Source organism: Paenibacillus faecis, assembly GCF_008084145.1.
In the GTDB taxonomy this organism is placed as follows: domain Bacteria; phylum Bacillota; class Bacilli; order Paenibacillales; family Paenibacillaceae; genus Fontibacillus; species Fontibacillus faecis.
On sequence record NZ_VSDO01000005.1, the window covers coordinates 317,176 to 336,482 of the forward strand.

Consider the following 19,307-nt stretch of genomic DNA (forward strand, 5'->3'; position numbering starts at 1 on the left):
TCAACTACAGACCACCGCAACCTTTCGATATGTTATACTAGACCATACCATTCGGTTTGCCGACTCGAAGGGTATGGAATCAGGGGGTTCAACCAGCATGAATACAGAGGCATTGGAATATTTCATTAAAGTTTACGAGAAGAAGAGCGTTACCGCGGCCGCGAAGGACCTGTACATAACACCGCAGGGGATCAGCAAAACGATCCGGCAGTTGGAGCTGGAGCTGGAAGCGGAATTGTTTTATAGAGGACCTCGGGGAATGGAGGCCACCCAGGCGGGGGAATTGCTGCATGCCCGGGCCAAGCATATCCATTACCTGATTGAAGACATAAAAAAAGAAATCAGCATTATCAGCGGCCGCAAAGGCTTGTTGAACGTTCTGATCACCTACTCGATCACCTCCGTGCTCCCGGTGGATCTGCTATACCGGTTCTCGAAAGAGCATCCGGATATTCAGATTAAACTGAAGGAATACCCGGACGATTATCCGATCTCCAAAATGTTCGAAGAGGAAGTGGATGTCGGCCTGGTTGTCGGGACGGCGGAAGCGGAAGAATGCGAGTTCGAGCGGCTTACCGGCGGCGAAGTGGTTGTCGTCGTCTCCAAGGATCACCGGCTCGCCCGTCAGGATGAGATTTCGATCCTTGATCTGGCGGGCGAAGAATTGGTGACGAAATCGGCGGGTCAAGGGAAAGAAAGCGGGTTTATCGAAAAATGCCTGGAATATGGATTTACGCCTAAGGTCGTCCATGAATTCGGCAATTTGATCTCCGCCCACCGGCTGTGCGAACAATACGGAGCTGTGGCGGTTTCCATCGATTTTGTCGAGGCATCGCTCCAAAACGATAACTTAAAATGGATCAGGCTGAAGGAAAAGATCCCGCAGGATATCTATCTGGTCTACAGAAAAAGAGGGATCCAATCCAAAGCGGTCGCGTTGTTTCAAAACTATGTGAAAGAGAAATGCAAGTCGTTTTGACGGGCTGGAGGGGGCCATCAAAGCGGCTTTTTTTCATGCTAAACTAAAAGTTACCTCCCCCTAACGATTGGTTGATAGTTATTTCAAAAGTTATAAGGTACCCTTAATTTGCAGTCATGAAAGCACATACAACGGGAGCGATCGATCATGCTTGGCCGGAAAATGTGCGTCTTACATAGGAGGGGGAACGAAGTGAGTAAGTCAGGTAGAAACAAAAAATCATTTGGGGTATGGGCGGTCGTCTTTTTGGCGCTGCTGATCGGTACAATTGTAACCGTTTCAATGGTATCGATTGCGGAAACGCTGAAAATTCTGCTCGTATCGGTCATCATTCTTGCGGTGCTCATCGCCGCTTTCGGTTTTGTTTGGGCCAGAAGAAATCAGACCGAGAAAAAGGGCTGGCGGAGGTTTTGGCTGGCGTGTCTCAGTTTGGGGCTCGTTATCGTCATTGCCCTTAACGTCGGCATCGGTCACTATCAGGTCGTCATTAACCAGTATTTGACCAAAGTCAAGATCGACGAAGAAAAGAAAGCCCAAGTGACGGCGGAATCGAAAGCCGTTGTCGAACAAATCGAGGATGAAGGGATCGTCCTGCTGGAAAATAAGGGGAATGTCCTTCCACTCGACCAGAATAGCGCCAGCGAGAAAAATGTAAACGTTTTTGGCCAGGCGTCCGTCCGCATGGTATACGGAGGAAGCGGGTCCGGCTCGGGTGATGAGAGTGCGAATGTCAGCATCCAGCAGGGGTTGGAGAACGCGGGCTTCAAAGTCAACAGCGAGTTGACGGATTTCTACAACACGCATGCGCCGGAAAAGAAGAAACAGGACAACTTTAATCTGGATGGCGGCGACTACACCTTAAGCGAGCCGGCCACCAGCGAGTTTAGCGAGGATTTGCTGAAGAAGGCGGAGGAATTCTCCGATGTGGCGCTGATCGTATTGTCCCGTTCCGGCGGCGAAGGCGGCGACCTTCCGTTCGAAACCTCGGAGTACGGCGGATCGAAGGACCGTCACTATCTGAAGCTGTCGGAAGCGGAAGAGAAAATGATCGATCTGGTCACTTCCCGCAACTTCAAGAAGGTGGTTGTGGTGATCAACTCCAGCAATGCGATGGAACTGGGCTTCCTGGAGAAAGAGGGCGTCGATGCGGCGATCCTGATCGGCGGTCCCGGCGCTACGGGGAACAACAGTGTGGGCCGCATTCTGGCGGGCGCGGTGAATCCGTCCGGCCGTTTGGTGGACACCTATGCTTATGATATCACCACATCCCCGGCTTATTTCAACGCCGGTAACTTCAGCTATTCCAACACCAAGCATAAAGCGGTCGACAAGTTCGGCAAAGAGAGCGAAAAGTACCACGCTTTTCTTAACTATGCCGAAGGGATTTATGTAGGTTACCGCTACTATGAGACGCGGTACGTCGACAACAAAACGGGTCAGGTGGATGAAGCCGCCTACCAAAAAGCCGTACAGTATCCGTTCGGTTACGGTTTAAGCTATTCGAATTTTAAACAGGAAATTACGAACTATCAAACTTCGGCAGATACGATCTCCGTTGAAGTAAAAGTAACGAACACCGGCGACAAAGCCGGCAAAGACGTGGTTCAGCTGTATTACACGCCGCCTTATTACGAGGGCGGGATTGAAAAGTCCCATGTGGTTCTGGGCGCGTTCGATAAGACGGAAGTTCTTGAACCGGGCGCATCCGAGACGATCAAGCTCGACATTCCGGTGGAGGAGATGGCTTCCTACGATGACCGGAAAGAGAAGGCGTATGTCCTCGAGGCCGGCGTATATGGCATCAAGCTGATGAGCAACGCCCATGATGTCATCGATTCCAGAACGTACGAAGTGAAAGATACGATCGTATATAACCAGGACAACAAGCGCGCTTCGGATCAAACGGTAGCTACGAATGTGTTTGACGATGCCAGAGGCGACGTGACCTACGTATCCCGGGCGGATTGGGAAGGCACGCTGCCCAAAGAGCGCACCGCGGACAAGGAAGCTTCTCCGGAATTGATCAAGGCTTTGGAGAACAAGCAGCCTGTCGACAATCCGGAAGACAAGGACATTACGTTTGCGGACCATGGACTGGAGCTGAAAGACCTAGTGGGGTTGGATTATAACGATCCGAAATGGGCCCAATTGCTGGAACAGCTCTCCATCGATGAAATGGCCCAGTTGATCGGATTTGGCGGATATGCGACGCAAGCCATCGAGTCGATCAAGAAACCGGCCACCACGGATCTGGACGGTCCGGCGGGCGTCAACGCGCTCTTGACCGGGATCAACGGCGTACAGTTTATGAGCGAAGTGGTCCTTGCATCGACATGGAACGTGGACCTTGCGCACAAAATGGGCGAGTACATGGCGAACGAAGCGATTGTTTACGGGGTTAGCGGATTGTACGCGCCGGCCATGAACATTCACCGGACACCGTTCTCGGGCCGAAACTTTGAGTATTATTCGGAAGACGCCCTGCTTTCGGGCAAAATGGGGGCGGCCGCCGTACAAGGGGCCTTTACCAAAGGCGTATATTCCTACATCAAGCACTATGCCTTGAACGACCAAGAGACCAACCGGGATGGGGTTGCGGTCTGGTCGAATGAACAAGCCATTCGCGAATTGTACTTGAAGCCTTTTGAAATTTCCGTCAAGGAAGGGAAGTCCACCGCGGTCATGTCCTCCTTTAACCGGCTCGGAACGACTTGGGCGGGCGCGCACTATGGACTGCTCACAACCGTACTGCGCGACGAATGGGGCTTTAAAGGCATGGTCATCACGGACTGGGATCTGTTCCCGCATATGGATACGGACCGGGCGATTCGCGCGGGTAACGACCTGATGCTGACGACGATCGGGGAGAAGCCATCGAAGTTGAGCACGGACACCAATACCGGCAAACAGGCGATGAGAAAAGCGAGCCACAACATTCTGTATACCGTGGCGAACAGCAACGCTTTCGAGATCAATGTGACGCCATATCCGTTCTGGGTGCTGGCCCTCGGTATCGGAAACCTCGTTCTTCTGGCCTTGCTGACACTCGGGTTCTACAAAGTGACGCATAAGAGAAGAAAGGTGAAACAGGCAGCGGCCGAGACGGAGACACTGTAAGTCCAAAAATAAACAGAAAATGCTTTGGCGGTAGCCTGTGAGGCTACCGCTCAAAAGCTAAATGGGGTATCGGGAGATGAAACACAAATACTTGATAGAGCAAATGACGTTGGAGGAGAAGGCGTCTCTCATGTCGGGCAAGGATTTCTGGCAGTCCCAGGATATTCCGCGGCTCGGCATCAACAGTATGTTTCTGGCTGACGGGCCGCACGGAATCCGCAAGCAAGCGGCCGCGGCGGATCACCTCGGCCTGAATCCCAGCATTCCGGCTACCTGCTTTCCGACGGCGGCGGCCGTTGCGAACAGCTGGAACGTAGAGCTGGGAAGGAAGATCGGCGATTATCTGGGCAAGGAGGCGGTCGCCCAGAAAGTAAACGTCCTGCTCGGCCCGGGCGTTAACATGAAGCGGGATCCGTTGTGCGGCAGAAATTTCGAATATTTCAGCGAGGATCCGTATCATGCCGGGAAAATGGCGGCGGCCTATATTCAAGGCATCCAAACGCACGGCATTTCCGCGTGCGTTAAGCATTTTGCCGTAAACAACCAGGAAGAGCGGCGGATGTCCATCGATACGATCGTGGATGAGCGAACGCTGCGGGAAATTTACTTGACCGCATTCGAAATCGCCGTGAAGGAAGGCGGGACCCAAACGGTCATGTCCTCCTACAACATGTTAAACGGCGAATATACGAATGAGCATCTTCATTTGATGCGGGAGATCCTGCGCGAGGAATGGAACTTCGACGGTGTGGTCGTGACGGACTGGGGCGGAAGCAATGACCGCGTTGCCGGTTTGCTGGCCGGCAATGAACTGGAAATGCCGACGACCGGTGGAGAGACCAACGAAGAGATCATTCAAGCGATCAAGAGCGGAAAAATCAAGGAAGACGTGTTGGATGAATGCGTGGACCGGCTGCTGAACCTGATTTTTAAGACCGAAGAGGTATTCAAAGGGGCCGAGCCACAGCCAATTGATGTCGACCTGCATCATCGGGCGGCTCAGGAAGCGGCGGAAGAATCCATCGTGCTGCTGAAAAATGAGGATGGCATCCTGCCGCTGAAGCCGGGCGTCAAAGCGGCGATCATCGGGGATTTTGCCCAGGAAGCCAGATATCAGGGAGCCGGCTCTTCGATCGTCAATCCCACTCGGTTGGATCATACGCTGGACTGCTTGCAGGAATTCGGCATCGTCAGCCTGGGGTATGAACCGGGTTTTGAACGGTACGGCAAAAAGAACCGGAAGAAACTCGAAAGAGCCTGCGCGCTCGCGGAGAAGGCGGAGGTGGTCCTGCTCTACCTCGGTCTGGACGAAGCGACGGAAGCGGAAGGTCTGGACAGACAGAACATGAAGATCCCGGATAATCAGATCGAGCTTTTGCACGCTTTGCAGCAAGTCAACCCGAATATCGTGGTGGTCCTGTCCTGCGGCGCCGCGGTCGAAATGCCATGGATCGGCAAGGTAAAAGGACTGGTTCACGCTTATCTCAGCGGTCAAGCCGGAGCCAAGGCGATCCTGCGTGTTTTGACGGGCGAAGTGAATCCTTCCGGGAAGCTGGCGGAGACCTATCCGCTCCGGTACGAGGATACGCCGGCCTGCCACCAATTTCCGGGTAAGGAAGTCAGCGTGGAGTATAGAGAAGGTCTGTACATGGGCTATCGTTACTACGATTCGGCGAATGTAGAGGTTCTTTTTCCGTTTGGATACGGACTAAGCTACACCACCTATGAGTACTCCGAGATCCGGGTAGATCGGAACGGCGTCACCTTCAACATCACCAACACCGGAAACCGGGCGGGGATGGAGGTTGCCCAGCTCTATGTCGGATGCGGCGACGGCCAGGTGTTCCGGCCGCGGAAAGAGCTGAAGGGATTCACTAAAGTATTCCTAAACGCGGGCGAGACGCGGACCGTAACGATTCCTTTCGACGACAAAACGTTCCGTTACTTCAATGTAAAAACCAACCGGTGGGAAGTGGAGGAAGCGGACTATCAAATCATGGTCGGGGCCTCCAGCGCGGATATCCGCCTTGCGGCATCCCTTTTTGTGGAAGGGACCGGGGCGCCGGTGCCTTACGATAAGAACGAGCTGCCCTCCTACTATACCGGCCGGGCCAACAAGGTCGGCAAGCAGGAGTTTGAAACGCTGCTCGGGCGCAAGGTGCCGGTGTCGACCTGGGACCGGACGAAGCCGCTGGGCTACAACGATACCATCGCCCAGTGCCAGTATGCCAAAGGCTGGGCCGCGCGGCTCGCTTACCGGCTTATGGTATTCGCCTACTGGTTTCTTCGGAAAATCGGCAAACGGAGCACGGCCAATATCATTATGATGTCCGTCTACCATATGCCGTTTCGGGGAATCGCCAGAATGACCGGCGGCGTTGTAAATATGCCGATGCTCGACGGGATTCTGATGATGGTCAACGGCCGTTTCTTTAAAGGCCTGCGCCATTTTTTGAAGGAAAGAAGCAAGATGCTGAAAGCCGCGAAACAGAAAGAACAGCGTGTTTTGGCAGCGGAGGAGAGATAAGCATGAACAACCCAAAAACGACGCCGGGCCCGCTCGGCTTCTGGGCGAGGTACAAAGAAAAACACCCCAATATTGCTCAGTTTCTGGTATTCTTTATGTTGAGCAACGGAATTACCGTCTTGCAGCTCGTACTTATGCCGGTATTTAAAAGCATGTTTGCCGGGACTTCCCTGGTCCATTCGAGCTTTCAGGTGCTGCAGTTCGGCCATAACTTCGACGGAAGTCCTTATTACGTGTTCGATTATGCCGCAGGCTCGCTTTCTTCCGGCGGCGGTGGCGGTCTGGCCTATTTCCTGGCCGTTCAGATCACGATCGCGATCGCGCAGATTCTCAACTTTTTCGTGCAAAGAAGCATTACGTTCAAATCGAACAGCAATATCTGGAAGGCGGCCTTCTGGTATGTCGTGGCCTATATCGTCATTACGATCGGCGCCGCCGCAGCGCAAGGCTTTTATAAAGCGCCGATTTACAACTTGTTTATGAACACATGGGGGATGGGCTCCGTGGGCGAAACGACCGCGGACGTGATCACGATGATCATCAACAGCGCGATTTCTTTCTGGGTGTTCTTCCCGATTTTCAAAATTATTTTCAAACAAGAATCCGAAAAGTAGAACAGGTAGTGTGAATATATGAAACTATTATCTATTGTTATCCCTTGCTATAATTCGCAGGATTATATGAGATACTGCATCGAATCCCTGCTTCCCGGCGGAGACCGTGTCGAGGTGATTGTCGTGAACGACGGCTCCCGAGACCAAACCGCCGACATCGCCAATGAGTACGCGGAGCGGTATCCCACGATCGTGAAGGCGGTCCATCAGGAAAACGGCGGTCACGGAGCCGCGGTGAATGCGGGAATTCGGCATGCGTCCGGATTGTATTTTAAGGTCGTTGACAGTGATGATTGGGTCGATATTCGCGCGTATCTGAAAATAGTAAAAGCCTTATCCGATCTGGCGAGCCAACATAAAACGGTGGATATGCTGATCAGCAATTTTGTGTACGAAAAAGAAGGCGCGAAGTACAGAAAGATCATGAAATACAACGATGTTCTGCCGGAAGGGAAGGTTTTCACCTGGGACGAAGTCAAGCCCTTCCGGAAAGGGCAGTACATCTTGATGCATTCCGTGATCTACCGGACCCAGTTGTTGCGGGATTGCGGCCTGGAGCTGCCAAAGCATACTTTTTACGTCGATAATTTGTTTGTGTATACGCCGCTTGAGCATGTGAAGACGATGTACTATCTCAATGTGGATTTCTACCGGTATTATATCGGCCGGGAAGACCAGTCCGTGCAGGAAAGCATCATGATTAAGAGAATCGATCAGCAGTTGAAAGTGAACAAGCTGATGATCGAGCAGGTGGAACTCGAGCGGATCCAGAACGAGAATCTTCGCCGTTATATGCTCAAGCATCTGGAGATTGTAACGGTCGTATCGGTCATTCTGCTGATCCGTTCGGGCACGGTCGAAAATTTGCAAAAGCGAAAAGAGCTGTGGAAGTATATCAAGGAGAAGGATGTAAGACTCTACCGCCATCTGAAATACGGCATTATGGGCGGACTGATCAGCTTGCCGGGGCGCGCGGGGCGCAGCATTTCCGTCGGAGCTTACAAAATATCGCAAAGATTGGTAGGGTTCAATTAACCCTAGCGGAAGCAGGAGCCGAATGAGGTTTCCTGCTTCTTTATATTAGATTGTCCCCGAAATCTATAGTAGAATGTTCTATACGCGGTCATCCTTGAACTTACCGCCTAGACCATAAAAGAGGAATAGAGATGAAGTATAAAGAACTCATTGCGAGCATGACCTTGGAAGAGAAAGCGTCCTTGATGTCGGGGAAGGATTTTTGGCAGTCCCAGGATATCGAGCGTCTGGGGATTCCCAGCATGTTTCTTGCCGATGGACCGCATGGAATCCGAAAACAAGCTGTGGCGGCGGATAAATTGGGGCTGAATGCCGGTGTGCCCGCGACCTGTTTTCCTACGGCGGCCACGGTGGCCAATAGCTGGAATCCGGAGCTCGGAGAAAAGGTCGGGGAGTATCTCGGAGAAGAAGCCATTACCCAGAAAGTAAACGTATTGCTCGGACCTGGCGTGAATATGAAGCGGAACCCGCTGTGCGGCAGAAACTTCGAGTATTTCAGCGAAGATCCTTACCTGGCGGGGAAAATGGCGGCAAGCTATATCAGGGGCATCCAGTCCCAGGGCATTTCCGCTTGCGTGAAGCATTTTGCCGTCAACAACCAGGAGCAAAGACGGATGTCGATCGACGCGATCGTCGATGAGCGGACGCTGCGGGAGATCTACCTGACGGCGTTCGAAATTGCCGTGAAAGAGGGCAAGACCAAATCGATCATGTCTTCCTATAACAAGCTGAACGGAACTTACACCAACGAAAGTCTGCATTTGATGCGAGACATTTTGCGCGGGGAGTGGGGCTATCAGGGGACGGTCATCACGGATTGGGGCGGGAGCAACGACCGGGTGGCCGGGCTGCTGGCCGGCAACGAACTGGAAATGCCGACGACGGGAGGGGAGACGGACCGGGACATCGTCCTTGCCGTCCGCGGCGGGGAACTTCCGGAAGAAGTGCTGGATGAATGTGTGGACCGGCTGCTGGATCTGATTTTTACGACAGAGGCCGTTTACCGCAGACCGCATATCGATTTCAATGTGGAGCATCACCACCGCGTGTCCCAGAAGGTCGCGGAAGAGTCGATCGTACTGCTTAAGAACGAGGACGGCATTCTCCCGCTCAAGTTCGGCAAAAAGGTGGCGGTGATCGGGGAGTTCGCCCAGCACGCCAGATACCAGGGGGCGGGTTCCTCCATCGTCAATCCCACGATTCTCGACCATACGATGGACTGTTTCGAGGAATCGGGCATTATCAGCATCGGTTATGAGCAAGGGTTCGAACGTTACGGAAAGAAAAATCCGAAGAAAATCGAAAAAGCCTGCGCCTTGGCCGCGAAGGCAGACGTCATCCTGCTGTACATCGGCCTGGATGAAGTGACGGAAGCCGACGGGCTGGACCGGCAAAATATGCGGATCCCGGACAACCAGATCGATTTGCTGGACGCCCTGTACCGGGTCAATCCCAACATCGTAGCCATCCTGTCCTGCGGCTCCGCCGTCGAAATGCCCTGGATCGGCAAAGTGAAAGGCTTGCTCCATGGGTATTTGGGAGGACAGGCCGGGGCTCGGGCCATCCTGCGGGTTCTCTCGGGCGACGTGAATCCCTCGGGGAAATTGGCGGAAACGTACCCGCTTCATTACGAGGATACGCCGTCGGCTCCTTATTTCCCCGGCAATGAAGTCACCGCGGAATACAGGGAAAGCATCTATATCGGCTACAGGTATTTCGATACGGCGCAGGTGGACGTGCTGTTTCCGTTCGGATACGGGCTCAGCTACACCACGTTCGAATATTCGGATATCCGGGTGAACCGGGACGGCGTCACCTTCCGATTGGCCAATTCGGGGTCTACGGCCGGGATGGAAGTGGCTCAGCTTTACGTCGGCTGCAAGTCGCGGGAGATCTTTAGACCGGCAAAAGAGTTGAAGGGATTTGCCAAAGTGTTTATCAACGCGGGAGAGTCCAAAACGGTCACGATCCCTTTCGATGACAAAACCTTCCGGTATTTCAACGTAAAGACCGACTCCTGGGAGGTCGAGGCGGCGGAATACCGCATTATGATCGGAGCCTCCAGCGCGGATATCCGGTTGGAGGACACGCTTTTCGTGGAAGGAACGGGAGCGCCATTGCCCTACGATAAAGACAAGCTTCCTTCCTATTACTCGGGGAACGTGCGGCAGGTCGGCGCCGTGGAATTCGAACAGCTGATCGGCCGTCCCCTGCCGGTGGCCGATTGGGATCGGTCCCGACCGCTCGGCTACAACGACACGATTGAGCAGTGCCAATATGCCAAGGGGGCGATCGCCAGACTGGCTTACCATGGCATCGTGTTTGCCCATTGGTTTTTACGAAAAATCGGCAAGCGAAGCGCGGCGAATCTGATCATGATGTCTATCTATCATCTCCCGTTCCGCGGCATTGCCCGAATGACGGGCGGTGCCGTGAACATGCCGATGGTGGACGGCCTTCTGATGATGGCCAACGGCCGCTTCTTTAAAGGCTTGCGCCACTTTTTGAAGCAGAGGCGGTTAAAGCGGAGGGCGGAAAGAGCTTAGCGGGGATTCCTGCTAAGCCCTCGCTTCGTAGACTCGGTATTGTGCCAGCGCCGGTCTACCCATGAGTTAATAGAAGTGATATAGCGGGCTTTCGGAAACGTTATCTCGGTGGTGAACTCCGCCCAAGTAACGAACTGAAAGTCCGTTTTTATGCTGCCGCCTCCGGCAAAAGACCAAGCCGAAGGTGGGGAGGGGGCGAGCATTGCGTTTGATGCTGGCCGGTGGGTAGCGATGGGGAAAAGGGAGTCCGCGGCGTGCAGTCGTGTAAACGGCGACCCTTCCAGATGCTAGGGCACCAGATTGTCCCCCTCACTCTGGCTCTTAGGCACCGGATGTAGGGCCCGGTACTTGGTCAGGATTGAAGGCCCGGCACTTGGTTCGGGATTGAAGACCAAGGCCATTGTGGCCGGGCCGAAATTCTAACGGAAGCCATAGCCGCTATTTCGTCCATTTGAGGCGATTGCAAATTCTAACGGACGCAATAGCTGCTATTTCCGTAAAATGGGGTCATTTGGGCGGGAAACTGAACAAATAGGCGCTACCATTTCCGTTAGAATTCCAAAAGTGCGGATTTTTGCGAAATAGCAGCTATTATGTCCGTTAGAGTTAGCGATGCTGCGTCCGTTAGCTCTAGCTATGTCAGCTAGAGCTGGTTGTGTCCGTTAGAAAGAGTGGTGTCAGCTAGAGCTATTATGTCCGTTAAAGTTAGCTAGGTCTGTAGAGTCAGCTGAGTCCGTTAAAGTAGCTGAACCAGCGCCCGGCGTGCAGTTCGCGTTAGATCCAATGTGCGGCGTTGTCCACAGTGTGTGTGGTGTGTGCGGCGTGTGCGGCGTGGTCCGCGGTGTGTGCGCAGTGTATCGTGTATTCGAGCAGTCGTGCAGTTGAGAGTCGTGCGAATCGGACCGATTCGATTCTAGGGCCCCGGATTGCAGCCCCTGCACTTGGTTGGGGATCGAAGGCCAAAGCCATTGGCGCAGCCGAAATTCTAACGGAAGCCATAGCCGCTATTTCGTCCATTTGAGGCGATTGCAAATTCTAACGGACGCAGTAGCCGCTATTTCCGTAAAATGAGGTCATTTGGGCGGGAAACTGAACAAATAGGCGCTACCATTTCCGTTAGAATTCCAAAAGTGCGGATTTTTGCGAAATAGCAGCTATTATGTCCGTTAGAGTTAGCGATGCTGCGTCCGTTAGCTCTAGCTATGTCAGCTAGAGCTGGTTGTGTCCGTTAGAAAGAGTGGTGTCAGCTAGAGCTATTATGTCCGTTAAAGTTAGCTAGGTCTGTAGAGTCAGCTGAGTTCGTTAAAGTAGCTGAACCAGCGCCCGGCGTGCAGTTCGCGTTAGATCCAATGTGCGGCGTTGTCCACAGTGTCCGCGGTGTGCGCAGTGTGTCGTGTAGATCGGCCGATCCGACTCAAAGGATTCGGATTGTAGCCCCGGCTCCTGGTTCGGGATTGAAGGGAAAGCCAAGGCCATTGGCCGGGCCGAAATTCTAACGGAAGCCATAGCCGCTATTTTGTCCATTTGGGACAATTGCAAATTCTAACGGACGCAGTAGCCGCTATTTCCGTAAAATGAGGTCATTTTGGTGGGAAAGTCAACAAATAGGCGCTAATATGTCCGTTAGAGTTAGCGATGGCCCCGGCTCAGCTCTAAGGCTCCGGATCCTAAGCCATAGTCATTAACCCCGGGCTGCTAACTCCGGCTAAGGCCCGGGGCCGGTGTTCTCGGCCAGTAATCGCCGTCAAACATTTGGTTAAACCTCTGATGGTACGAAGGGGTTCACCGTCCGCCCGGGGAACATGGTCCCGGGAGGCCGGCATCCGCAAAAAAAGGGGGGGGAGGTTAGCCTTTCTCGATCAGTTCCAGCTTCTCAAGAATACGGAGCGTCGTCATGGCCGACATGCGGACGGACAGCTCGATGCTGGCCTTGGAAATGCCATCGGCTTCGAGGGCTTCCCGGTTCGCTGCGGTTACTTCATTGATTACTTCATCCACAAGCTTATGTACGATCGCTTTGTCCATGATCACACCTCCTTTCTCCTGCAATTTCCTGCTAAATTCCTATAAAAATAATCTATCGAGGATAGTTCGGCCTGCGACGGTAACGGAGTCTACGAGAACTACGAGAACTACGAGAACTACGAGAACTACGAGAACTACGAGAACTACGAGAACTACGAGAACTACGAGATCTGCGAGATCTTGAGAACTACGAGATCTTGAGATCTACAAGGTCTACGAGGTCTACGAGGTCTACGAGATCTACGAGGTCTACGAGATCTACGAGATCTACGAGGTCTTAAGATCTACGAGGCTTCGAAGTCTACGGAGCCTACGAGGTCTAGGATGTTTACGAAGTCTACGAAGTTTACGGTGCCGCTGCGGTCTCCCTCTTATTATATTTATCGGATGGTCCGCTGAATGTGTTCAGTTTCTGTGATAAAATAATCGGAAATTGACTTTTCCGGCAGAGGTCCTCAACCGCTTTCGCAACCACTTCGCAACTACTCCACAACTATTCCACAACTTATAGTTTGGGTTTATGGCTTTTCCGTGGTATTATGAGATTGACCTAACGGAACCTAACAAAAGGCGAAATCCAAGTAGTCTAGTTAAGATGAAGCGATTTCGATAAAATTTGCATTCAAGTAGGTAGATACGATGAAAAAGGTAACCATCCAGGAAATCGCGGACTTCTCCGGGGTTTCCAAGTTTGCGGTCTCCCGGGCGCTCTCGGGAAAACCGGGAGTCAGCGCGCAGACGAGAGAAATGATTCTAAAGGCGGCGGGGCAGCTCGGCTACTTCAAAGACGGAGGCAAATCAAGCGCCTCCGCAGCCTCCCCTGCCTCCGCTTGGAATCTGTCTGCGGACGGGGAGGGAGTAGCCCGGGTCGGCGCGATCCTGGTGCTTTTCCCGAATGTGCGCTATCAGAACACGGATTCTTTATACTGGGGGCCGGTATTCAACGGGATTTCCGCCCGCCTGAATCAGATAGGCGCGGACATTCTGACGCTGACGGAACCGTCGGGGGATTCGATGTTCTCGCTGCTTAATCCGAAGGCGATCGGCGGGATTCTGACGATCGGCTCCGTGTCCACGCAAATTTTGCTTGAGATCCAGAGGCTCGACATCCCCGTCGTGATGGTCGACCATCACGACCCGGCGTTTCAAAGCGACTCGGTATTTACGGACAATTTGTCCGCGATGCGCGAAATGATGATCAAACTGATCAGCAAAGGGTACCGCAACTTTCAGTTTGTCGGACAAATCGGGGATGCGCCTAGCTTTTACGAGCGCTGGCTGGGATTCCGTTCCGTGCTGGAGGATTATAAGCTGGGGCAACGGCAGATTCCCGAATTGATCGGGCCGGAGATCGCCAACATTCACGACACGGTCCCGAGGGTAATCGCAAAGCATCCGCTCCCCGAGGTGTTCGTATGCAACAACGACACGACGGCTCAGTTCGCTATGGAGTCGCTGCAAAGGCAGGGAATCGAGGTTCCCGGCGACGTTCAATTTACGGGGTTTGACAATACCGATCCCGAGCTGCCGCTCCTCGCTACCGTGGATGTGAATAAGGAACTGCTGGGGATGAGGGCTGTGGACAAGCTGGTATGGCGGATGGCCAACCCGTACTCCAACCCGGAGAAGCTTCTGATCCAGGCCGAGGTCGTGCTGAGGGAGAAAACCCAGAAAGAACCGGAACTTTAGAGACAGGTGAGACAGGCTGTTAGTATAAAAACCCTGGCAATGTGCGCATTGCAGGGTTTTTTTGTGTCCGGCTAGTATAAGTTAGCATAAAAATGTAAACGTTAGCATAATTTTATTGACGTGGTTTATAGATAGAGGTATATTATTTGGCAAATAGCAATAACAAGGAGTGGTGATAATTTTAATTTTGTTATGTCTAGTTATCTATACTGTTAGCTAAACTATGCAAAACAAACAAAACAAAGGTACTGAGCGTGGGGAAGGATCAAGAAGAAATCACAAGCGGGGTTCCATGCAAGACAAGGTCTATAGAACAATGGGGAGGTTTCAACCATGAGAAAAATGAAAGGGCTTTCTTTGATTTTGTTCTGTTTGATTTTTCTGCTTTCCGCCTGTGGCGGCGGTAACAATGCGGCCGGAAACACACCGCCGCCCGCTCCGGAAACGGGCAACAAGGCCCCGGAAAATACGGCCGAATCCGAGCCGCCTGCCGCCGAGGAGCCTGCCGTCGACTTGGGCGGCCGCGTGATCAAAGTCGCGGCCTGGTGGGACTTGAAGCCGGCAGGGGCCACCGCCGGTGAGAAAGCGCGCCTCGAAAAAATCGCCGAAGTCGAGAAGAAGTACAACTGCAAAATCGAATTCGTCAACGTCCCTTTTGAGGAATATATGAATAAATTTACGACGAGCGTCCTGGCCGGCGAGCCGTTCGCCGATATCGTCCAATTGGAATATAAGTCCGCGCTGCCCGCGATTTTGAAGGGGCAGCTGCTTCCGATCAGCGAATTTACGACCGAGAAGAACAACATCAACAACAAGGCCGACTTGATGATCAAATCTCCGGCCTTGGGGGGCGGGGAGTACGCCTTCGACAACCCCGGCACGATCGCGCTGGGCATTCATTACAATCGCGATATTTTTAAGAAGCTCGGGCTTCCGGATCTGCAGGAGCTATATAACAAGGGAGAGTGGAACTGGGATAAATTTCTGGAGATTGCGAAGCAAGCAACGAAAGACACGGATAACGACGGCAAGACGGATGTATGGGGCTTTTCCGGCTGGGCGATCGATGCGGTGAAGCATTTTACGGCGGCCAATGGGGGCAAAATCGTCGATGACGAGAACGGCAAGGAAATGCTGTCCGACCCGCGCACGATCGAAGCGGCCGAATTCGTGAACCGCTTGTACAACGTCGATAAGGTCGTGCGGGTAAAATCCGGCAACAAAACAAACTGGGAGGAAACGAACACCTTCCTGGACGGCAATGTGGCGATGTTTGTCGCGGCGGAATGGCAGTTGAAGGACCTGACCTTCGAGGTCGGCGTAGTGCCGATTCCGAACGGGCCGCAGGGCTCACCGAAGCAGACCTACGCCTTTACGGCGGCGGCCGCCAAGTTCATTCCGAAAGGCGTGAAAGATCCGGCCATCGTCTACCAAATCTACGAAGAGACTTTCGATATCCCGCCTACCGAGGAATATCCCGGCCAGGATTATATGGAGAGCATTTACGCCAATCAGGAGGACATCGATATGATCCGCGAGCATATCTCGGGAACCGGAGTCATTACCGTGGATGAGGCGTATCCGAACTATCCTACGGGTGCTTTTGTCGAAGATATTATCGTGAAAAATCAATCCGTAGCCGCCACAGCGGAAAAATACAAACAGCAGGCGCAAGCCGCCGTCGACAAGCTGGGCAAATAGGCGGCCAAGACAGTACCAAATGCTAGTACCGCATGCCTGAATAGCAAGGGAGGGAAGGGACGTGTACGGGCTGCCGCGTCCCTTTCCTGTTCCACACCCGGGTGCGAGGAGGATGGACATTGACAGGGATACGAAAACTGAGCAAGGGATGGGGCTGGCTGCTGGTCACGGCGGCCGCGATCGTGCTGGTCGTTTGGCTCGCGGGGGGATTTGCCGGGGGCGACGGTTCGGCGAGATCCGGCAAGACCGCAACCGCGACGCGGCTTCCGGATATCAAGCTGGTGGCGGGGGGAAAAGAAAGCTCCTCCAGCCCCGCCTATGACGATTATTTAGCCGGGTACAAGAACGCCGCCCGCCCGGAAGCGGAAATCGTCATTCCCGCCGCGGATTATGCCCGCGCCGGGAATGCGGAGGTCCGGAAGCTCCGCGACTATGAGGGCCAGGAGGGGCTCTCCGTTTACACCGGGGAAAAAGGAGAGGTCGAATGGAAGGTCCGGGTGGAGGAAGCGGGCCTTTACAATTTGTCGCTGCTTTACTATCCGGTGGAAGGCAAAAGCTCTTCCATCGAGCGGTCTTTAAAGATCGATGGCCGCTTCCCCTTTGAGGAGGCGGGGTATTTGCAATTTGACCGGATCTGGGACAACGCGAAGCCGGAAATCGAGCGCGATAACCAGGGCAATGAGCTGAGGCCGAAGCAGGTCGAACGGCCGGCCTGGCGGGAGACGGTGTTCAAGGATTCCGACGGATACGTGACGGAGCCGTTCCGGTTTTATTTTGACAAGGGGGAACACACGCTGACGCTGACCGCATCCCGGGAGCCGATGGTGATTCACCGTCTGAAGCTGTTTCAGCAGCCGGAGGCCTTGCCGTATGAGCAGGTGAAGGCCCGGTACGAAGCGGAGGGCGGCGTTCGGGAAACCGCCGGGCACATGATCGTTGTCCAGGCGGAGCAGGCCGTCGCCAAATCGTCGCCGACGCTGTATCCGCTCAGCGAGCGGTCGAGTCCGGGCGTCACCCCGTACAGCGCTTCGAAGGTAAGGATCAATACGATCGGGGGCTACAATTGGCGGCTGCCGGGGCAATGGCTGGAATGGGAAGTCGAGGTTCCCGAGACCGGACTGTACCATATCGGCTTCCGCTCCAAACAAAACTTCGTGCGCGGGATCTATGCGACCCGCCGGCTAACGATTGACGGACAAGTACCGTTCGCGGAAATGAACCGGGCCGCTTTTCGTTATGACAGCGGTTACAGAGTCGATGTGATGGGCGGGGACGACCCGTACCTGTTCAAGCTGGACAAAGGCAAGCATGTGCTGCGCCTGGAGGCCAGCCTCGGCGAATTCGCTCCGCTGCTGCGGCAGGTGGAGGCGAGCCTGCTCAACCTGAACGCCATGTACCGCAAGGTTCTGATGATCACCGGCACCAAGCCGGATGAATTCCGGGATTACCGCGTCGAGCAGCGGATTCCCGAACTGCTGGAGGTGTTCCGGACGGAAAGCGAACGCCTGCGCGCGGTCAGCGCGCGGCTGGTGGAACTGTCCGGGCAATCCGGCGACCAGGAAGCGCTGCTTAAAACGATGGCCCTCCAGTTGGAAGAGATGGTGGAGGAGCCGGAGACGATCCCGCGGCGGCTGGAAACGTACAAGACGAACACCGGGGGGCTCGGCACCTGGCTGCAGCAGGCCAGGGAGCAGCCGCTGATGATCGACGAGATTTACGTCGCCTCCCCCGACAAGAAGCTGCCGGACGGCGGACTCGGGGCGGGGGACAAAATCGTGCACGAATTGTCGACGTTCGCTTCTTCGTTCTTTATCGATTACAACCGGATCGGCAACGTGGCCGAAGAGAAGGACCAGCGGACCGTAACGGTTTGGATCGGCAGCGGCCGGGATCAGGCGAACGCGATCAAAGCGATGATCGACGAAACCTTTACGCCGCAGACCGGCATCAACGTCAATCTGAAGCTGGTCAACATGGGGACCATTCTCCCCGCCACGCTGGCCGGACAGGGTCCGGACGTGGCGATGCAGATCGGCAACGACCTGCCGGTGAATTTCGCCATGCGGAGCGCGGCCGCGGACCTGACGCAGTTCAGCGACTATGAAGAGGTCGCCGCAAGGTTCCGGGAGAGCGCCATCGTCCCTTACAAGTATCGCGACGGCGTCTTCGCGCTGCCGGAAACGCAGACGTTCAACATGCTCTTTTACCGAAAGGACGTCCTGGCCGAGCTGGGCCTAAAGGTCCCCGAGACCTGGGATGACGTCGCCGCCCTGTTGGCCGTCCTGAACAAGAACCATATGGGCTTCGGTCTGCCTGTCGTCACCCAGGCGCCGAACCAGTGGACGACGCTGCCGCCGAACTCGATGTACGCCACTTTGCTGATGCAGAACGGCGGTCAGTTTTACCGCGATGCCGACACGGAATCGGATCTCGATTCCAAGACGGGGATCGAGTCGTTCAAGCAGTGGACGGAATACTACACGGACTACAAGCTGGAGCGGGAATACGATTTCGCCAACCGCTTCCGGACCGGGCAAATGCCGATCGGTATCGCCGACTACACCACCTATAACCAGCTTGCCGTTTTCGCTCCGGAAATTCGCGGGCTGTGGGGCTTCGCGCCGGTGCCCGGCACCAAGCGGGAGGACGGAAGCCTCGATCGCACCGTTCCCGCGGGCGGAAGCGGTGTGCTGATGCTGGAGAGCGCCGCGGACAAGGAGGCGGCCTGGGCATTTATGAAATGGTGGACGAGTGACGAAACGCAAACGAGCTACGGCCGCGAAATGGAAGGCCTGATGGGGGCGGCCGCCCGCTATCCGACCGCCAATATCAAGGCTTTGGAACAGCTGCCTTGGCCGGTGGAAGATTTCGAAAGCCTGGAGGAGCAGTTCCGCTGGGTCGAAGGCATTCCGGAGGTTCCCGGCGGCTACGCCACGGGAAGGCATCTGTTCAACGCGTTTTACCGGTCGGTCATCGGCGGCATCGAACCGCGGGAAGCGATCATGGATTCGGTGCAGTACATCCACGATGAAATCCGCAACAAGCAGAAGGAATTCGGCGGGCTGCGGGAGTAG

The 19,307-nt window shown here is 54.3% G+C and carries 10 protein-coding genes; 9 read left to right on the forward strand and 1 reads right to left on the reverse strand.

Translation table 11 applies throughout. The annotated features are described in order from the left end of the window. Positions 1-97 precede the first annotated feature (97 nt). From FRY98_RS23105 to FRY98_RS23130, 6 genes are all read left to right on the forward strand, one after another. Positions 98-979: a LysR family transcriptional regulator gene (locus tag FRY98_RS23105; RefSeq protein WP_148456578.1), complete on the forward strand. Its 882-nt coding sequence runs from the start codon at positions 98-100 to the stop codon at positions 977-979. A gap of 192 nt (positions 980-1,171) precedes the next feature. Then, positions 1,172-4,096: a glycoside hydrolase family 3 N-terminal domain-containing protein gene (locus FRY98_RS23110; RefSeq protein WP_225038872.1), complete on the forward strand. Its 2,925-nt coding sequence runs from the start codon at positions 1,172-1,174 to the stop codon at positions 4,094-4,096. 76 nt (positions 4,097-4,172) lie between these two features. Then, positions 4,173-6,623, forward strand: a complete 2,451-nt coding sequence (locus FRY98_RS23115; RefSeq protein ID WP_148456580.1) for a beta-glucosidase family protein — start codon at positions 4,173-4,175, stop codon at positions 6,621-6,623. Positions 6,624-6,625: 2 nt separating this feature from the next. Next, complete coding sequence (locus FRY98_RS23120) at positions 6,626-7,237, forward strand: hypothetical protein (RefSeq protein WP_148456582.1); 612 nt, start codon at positions 6,626-6,628, stop codon at positions 7,235-7,237. Positions 7,238-7,255: 18 nt separating this feature from the next. Then, positions 7,256-8,272, forward strand: a complete 1,017-nt coding sequence (locus FRY98_RS23125; RefSeq protein ID WP_148456584.1) for a glycosyltransferase family 2 protein — start codon at positions 7,256-7,258, stop codon at positions 8,270-8,272. A 131-nt stretch (positions 8,273-8,403) separates the two neighbouring features. Further along, positions 8,404-10,818, forward strand: a complete 2,415-nt coding sequence (locus tag FRY98_RS23130) for a glycoside hydrolase family 3 C-terminal domain-containing protein (RefSeq protein WP_148456586.1) — start codon at positions 8,404-8,406, stop codon at positions 10,816-10,818. 1,845 nt (positions 10,819-12,663) lie between these two features. Here the strand turns inward: FRY98_RS23130 and FRY98_RS23135 are convergent. Continuing rightward, a complete protein-coding gene (locus FRY98_RS23135; protein ID WP_148456588.1) occupies positions 12,664-12,843 on the reverse strand; it encodes a hypothetical protein in 180 nt (59 codons plus the stop codon). Positions 12,844-13,482: 639 nt separating this feature from the next. On the opposite strand from FRY98_RS23135, the gene FRY98_RS23140 reads away from it, so the two are divergent. The 3 genes from FRY98_RS23140 to FRY98_RS23150 all read left to right on the forward strand — a co-directional run bounded on the left by FRY98_RS23140 (position 13,483) and on the right by FRY98_RS23150 (position 19,307). Continuing rightward, on the forward strand, positions 13,483-14,532 hold the full coding sequence (locus FRY98_RS23140; RefSeq protein WP_148456590.1) for a LacI family DNA-binding transcriptional regulator: 1,050 nt from the start codon (positions 13,483-13,485) through the stop codon (positions 14,530-14,532). Positions 14,533-14,865: 333 nt separating this feature from the next. After that, positions 14,866-16,233 carry an ABC transporter substrate-binding protein gene (locus tag FRY98_RS23145; protein ID WP_148456592.1) on the forward strand — a complete coding sequence of 456 codons (1,368 nt, stop codon included), beginning with the start codon at positions 14,866-14,868 and terminating at the stop codon, positions 16,231-16,233. Positions 16,234-16,352: 119 nt separating this feature from the next. Next, positions 16,353-19,307, forward strand: a complete 2,955-nt coding sequence (locus FRY98_RS23150; RefSeq protein WP_148456594.1) for an extracellular solute-binding protein — start codon at positions 16,353-16,355, stop codon at positions 19,305-19,307.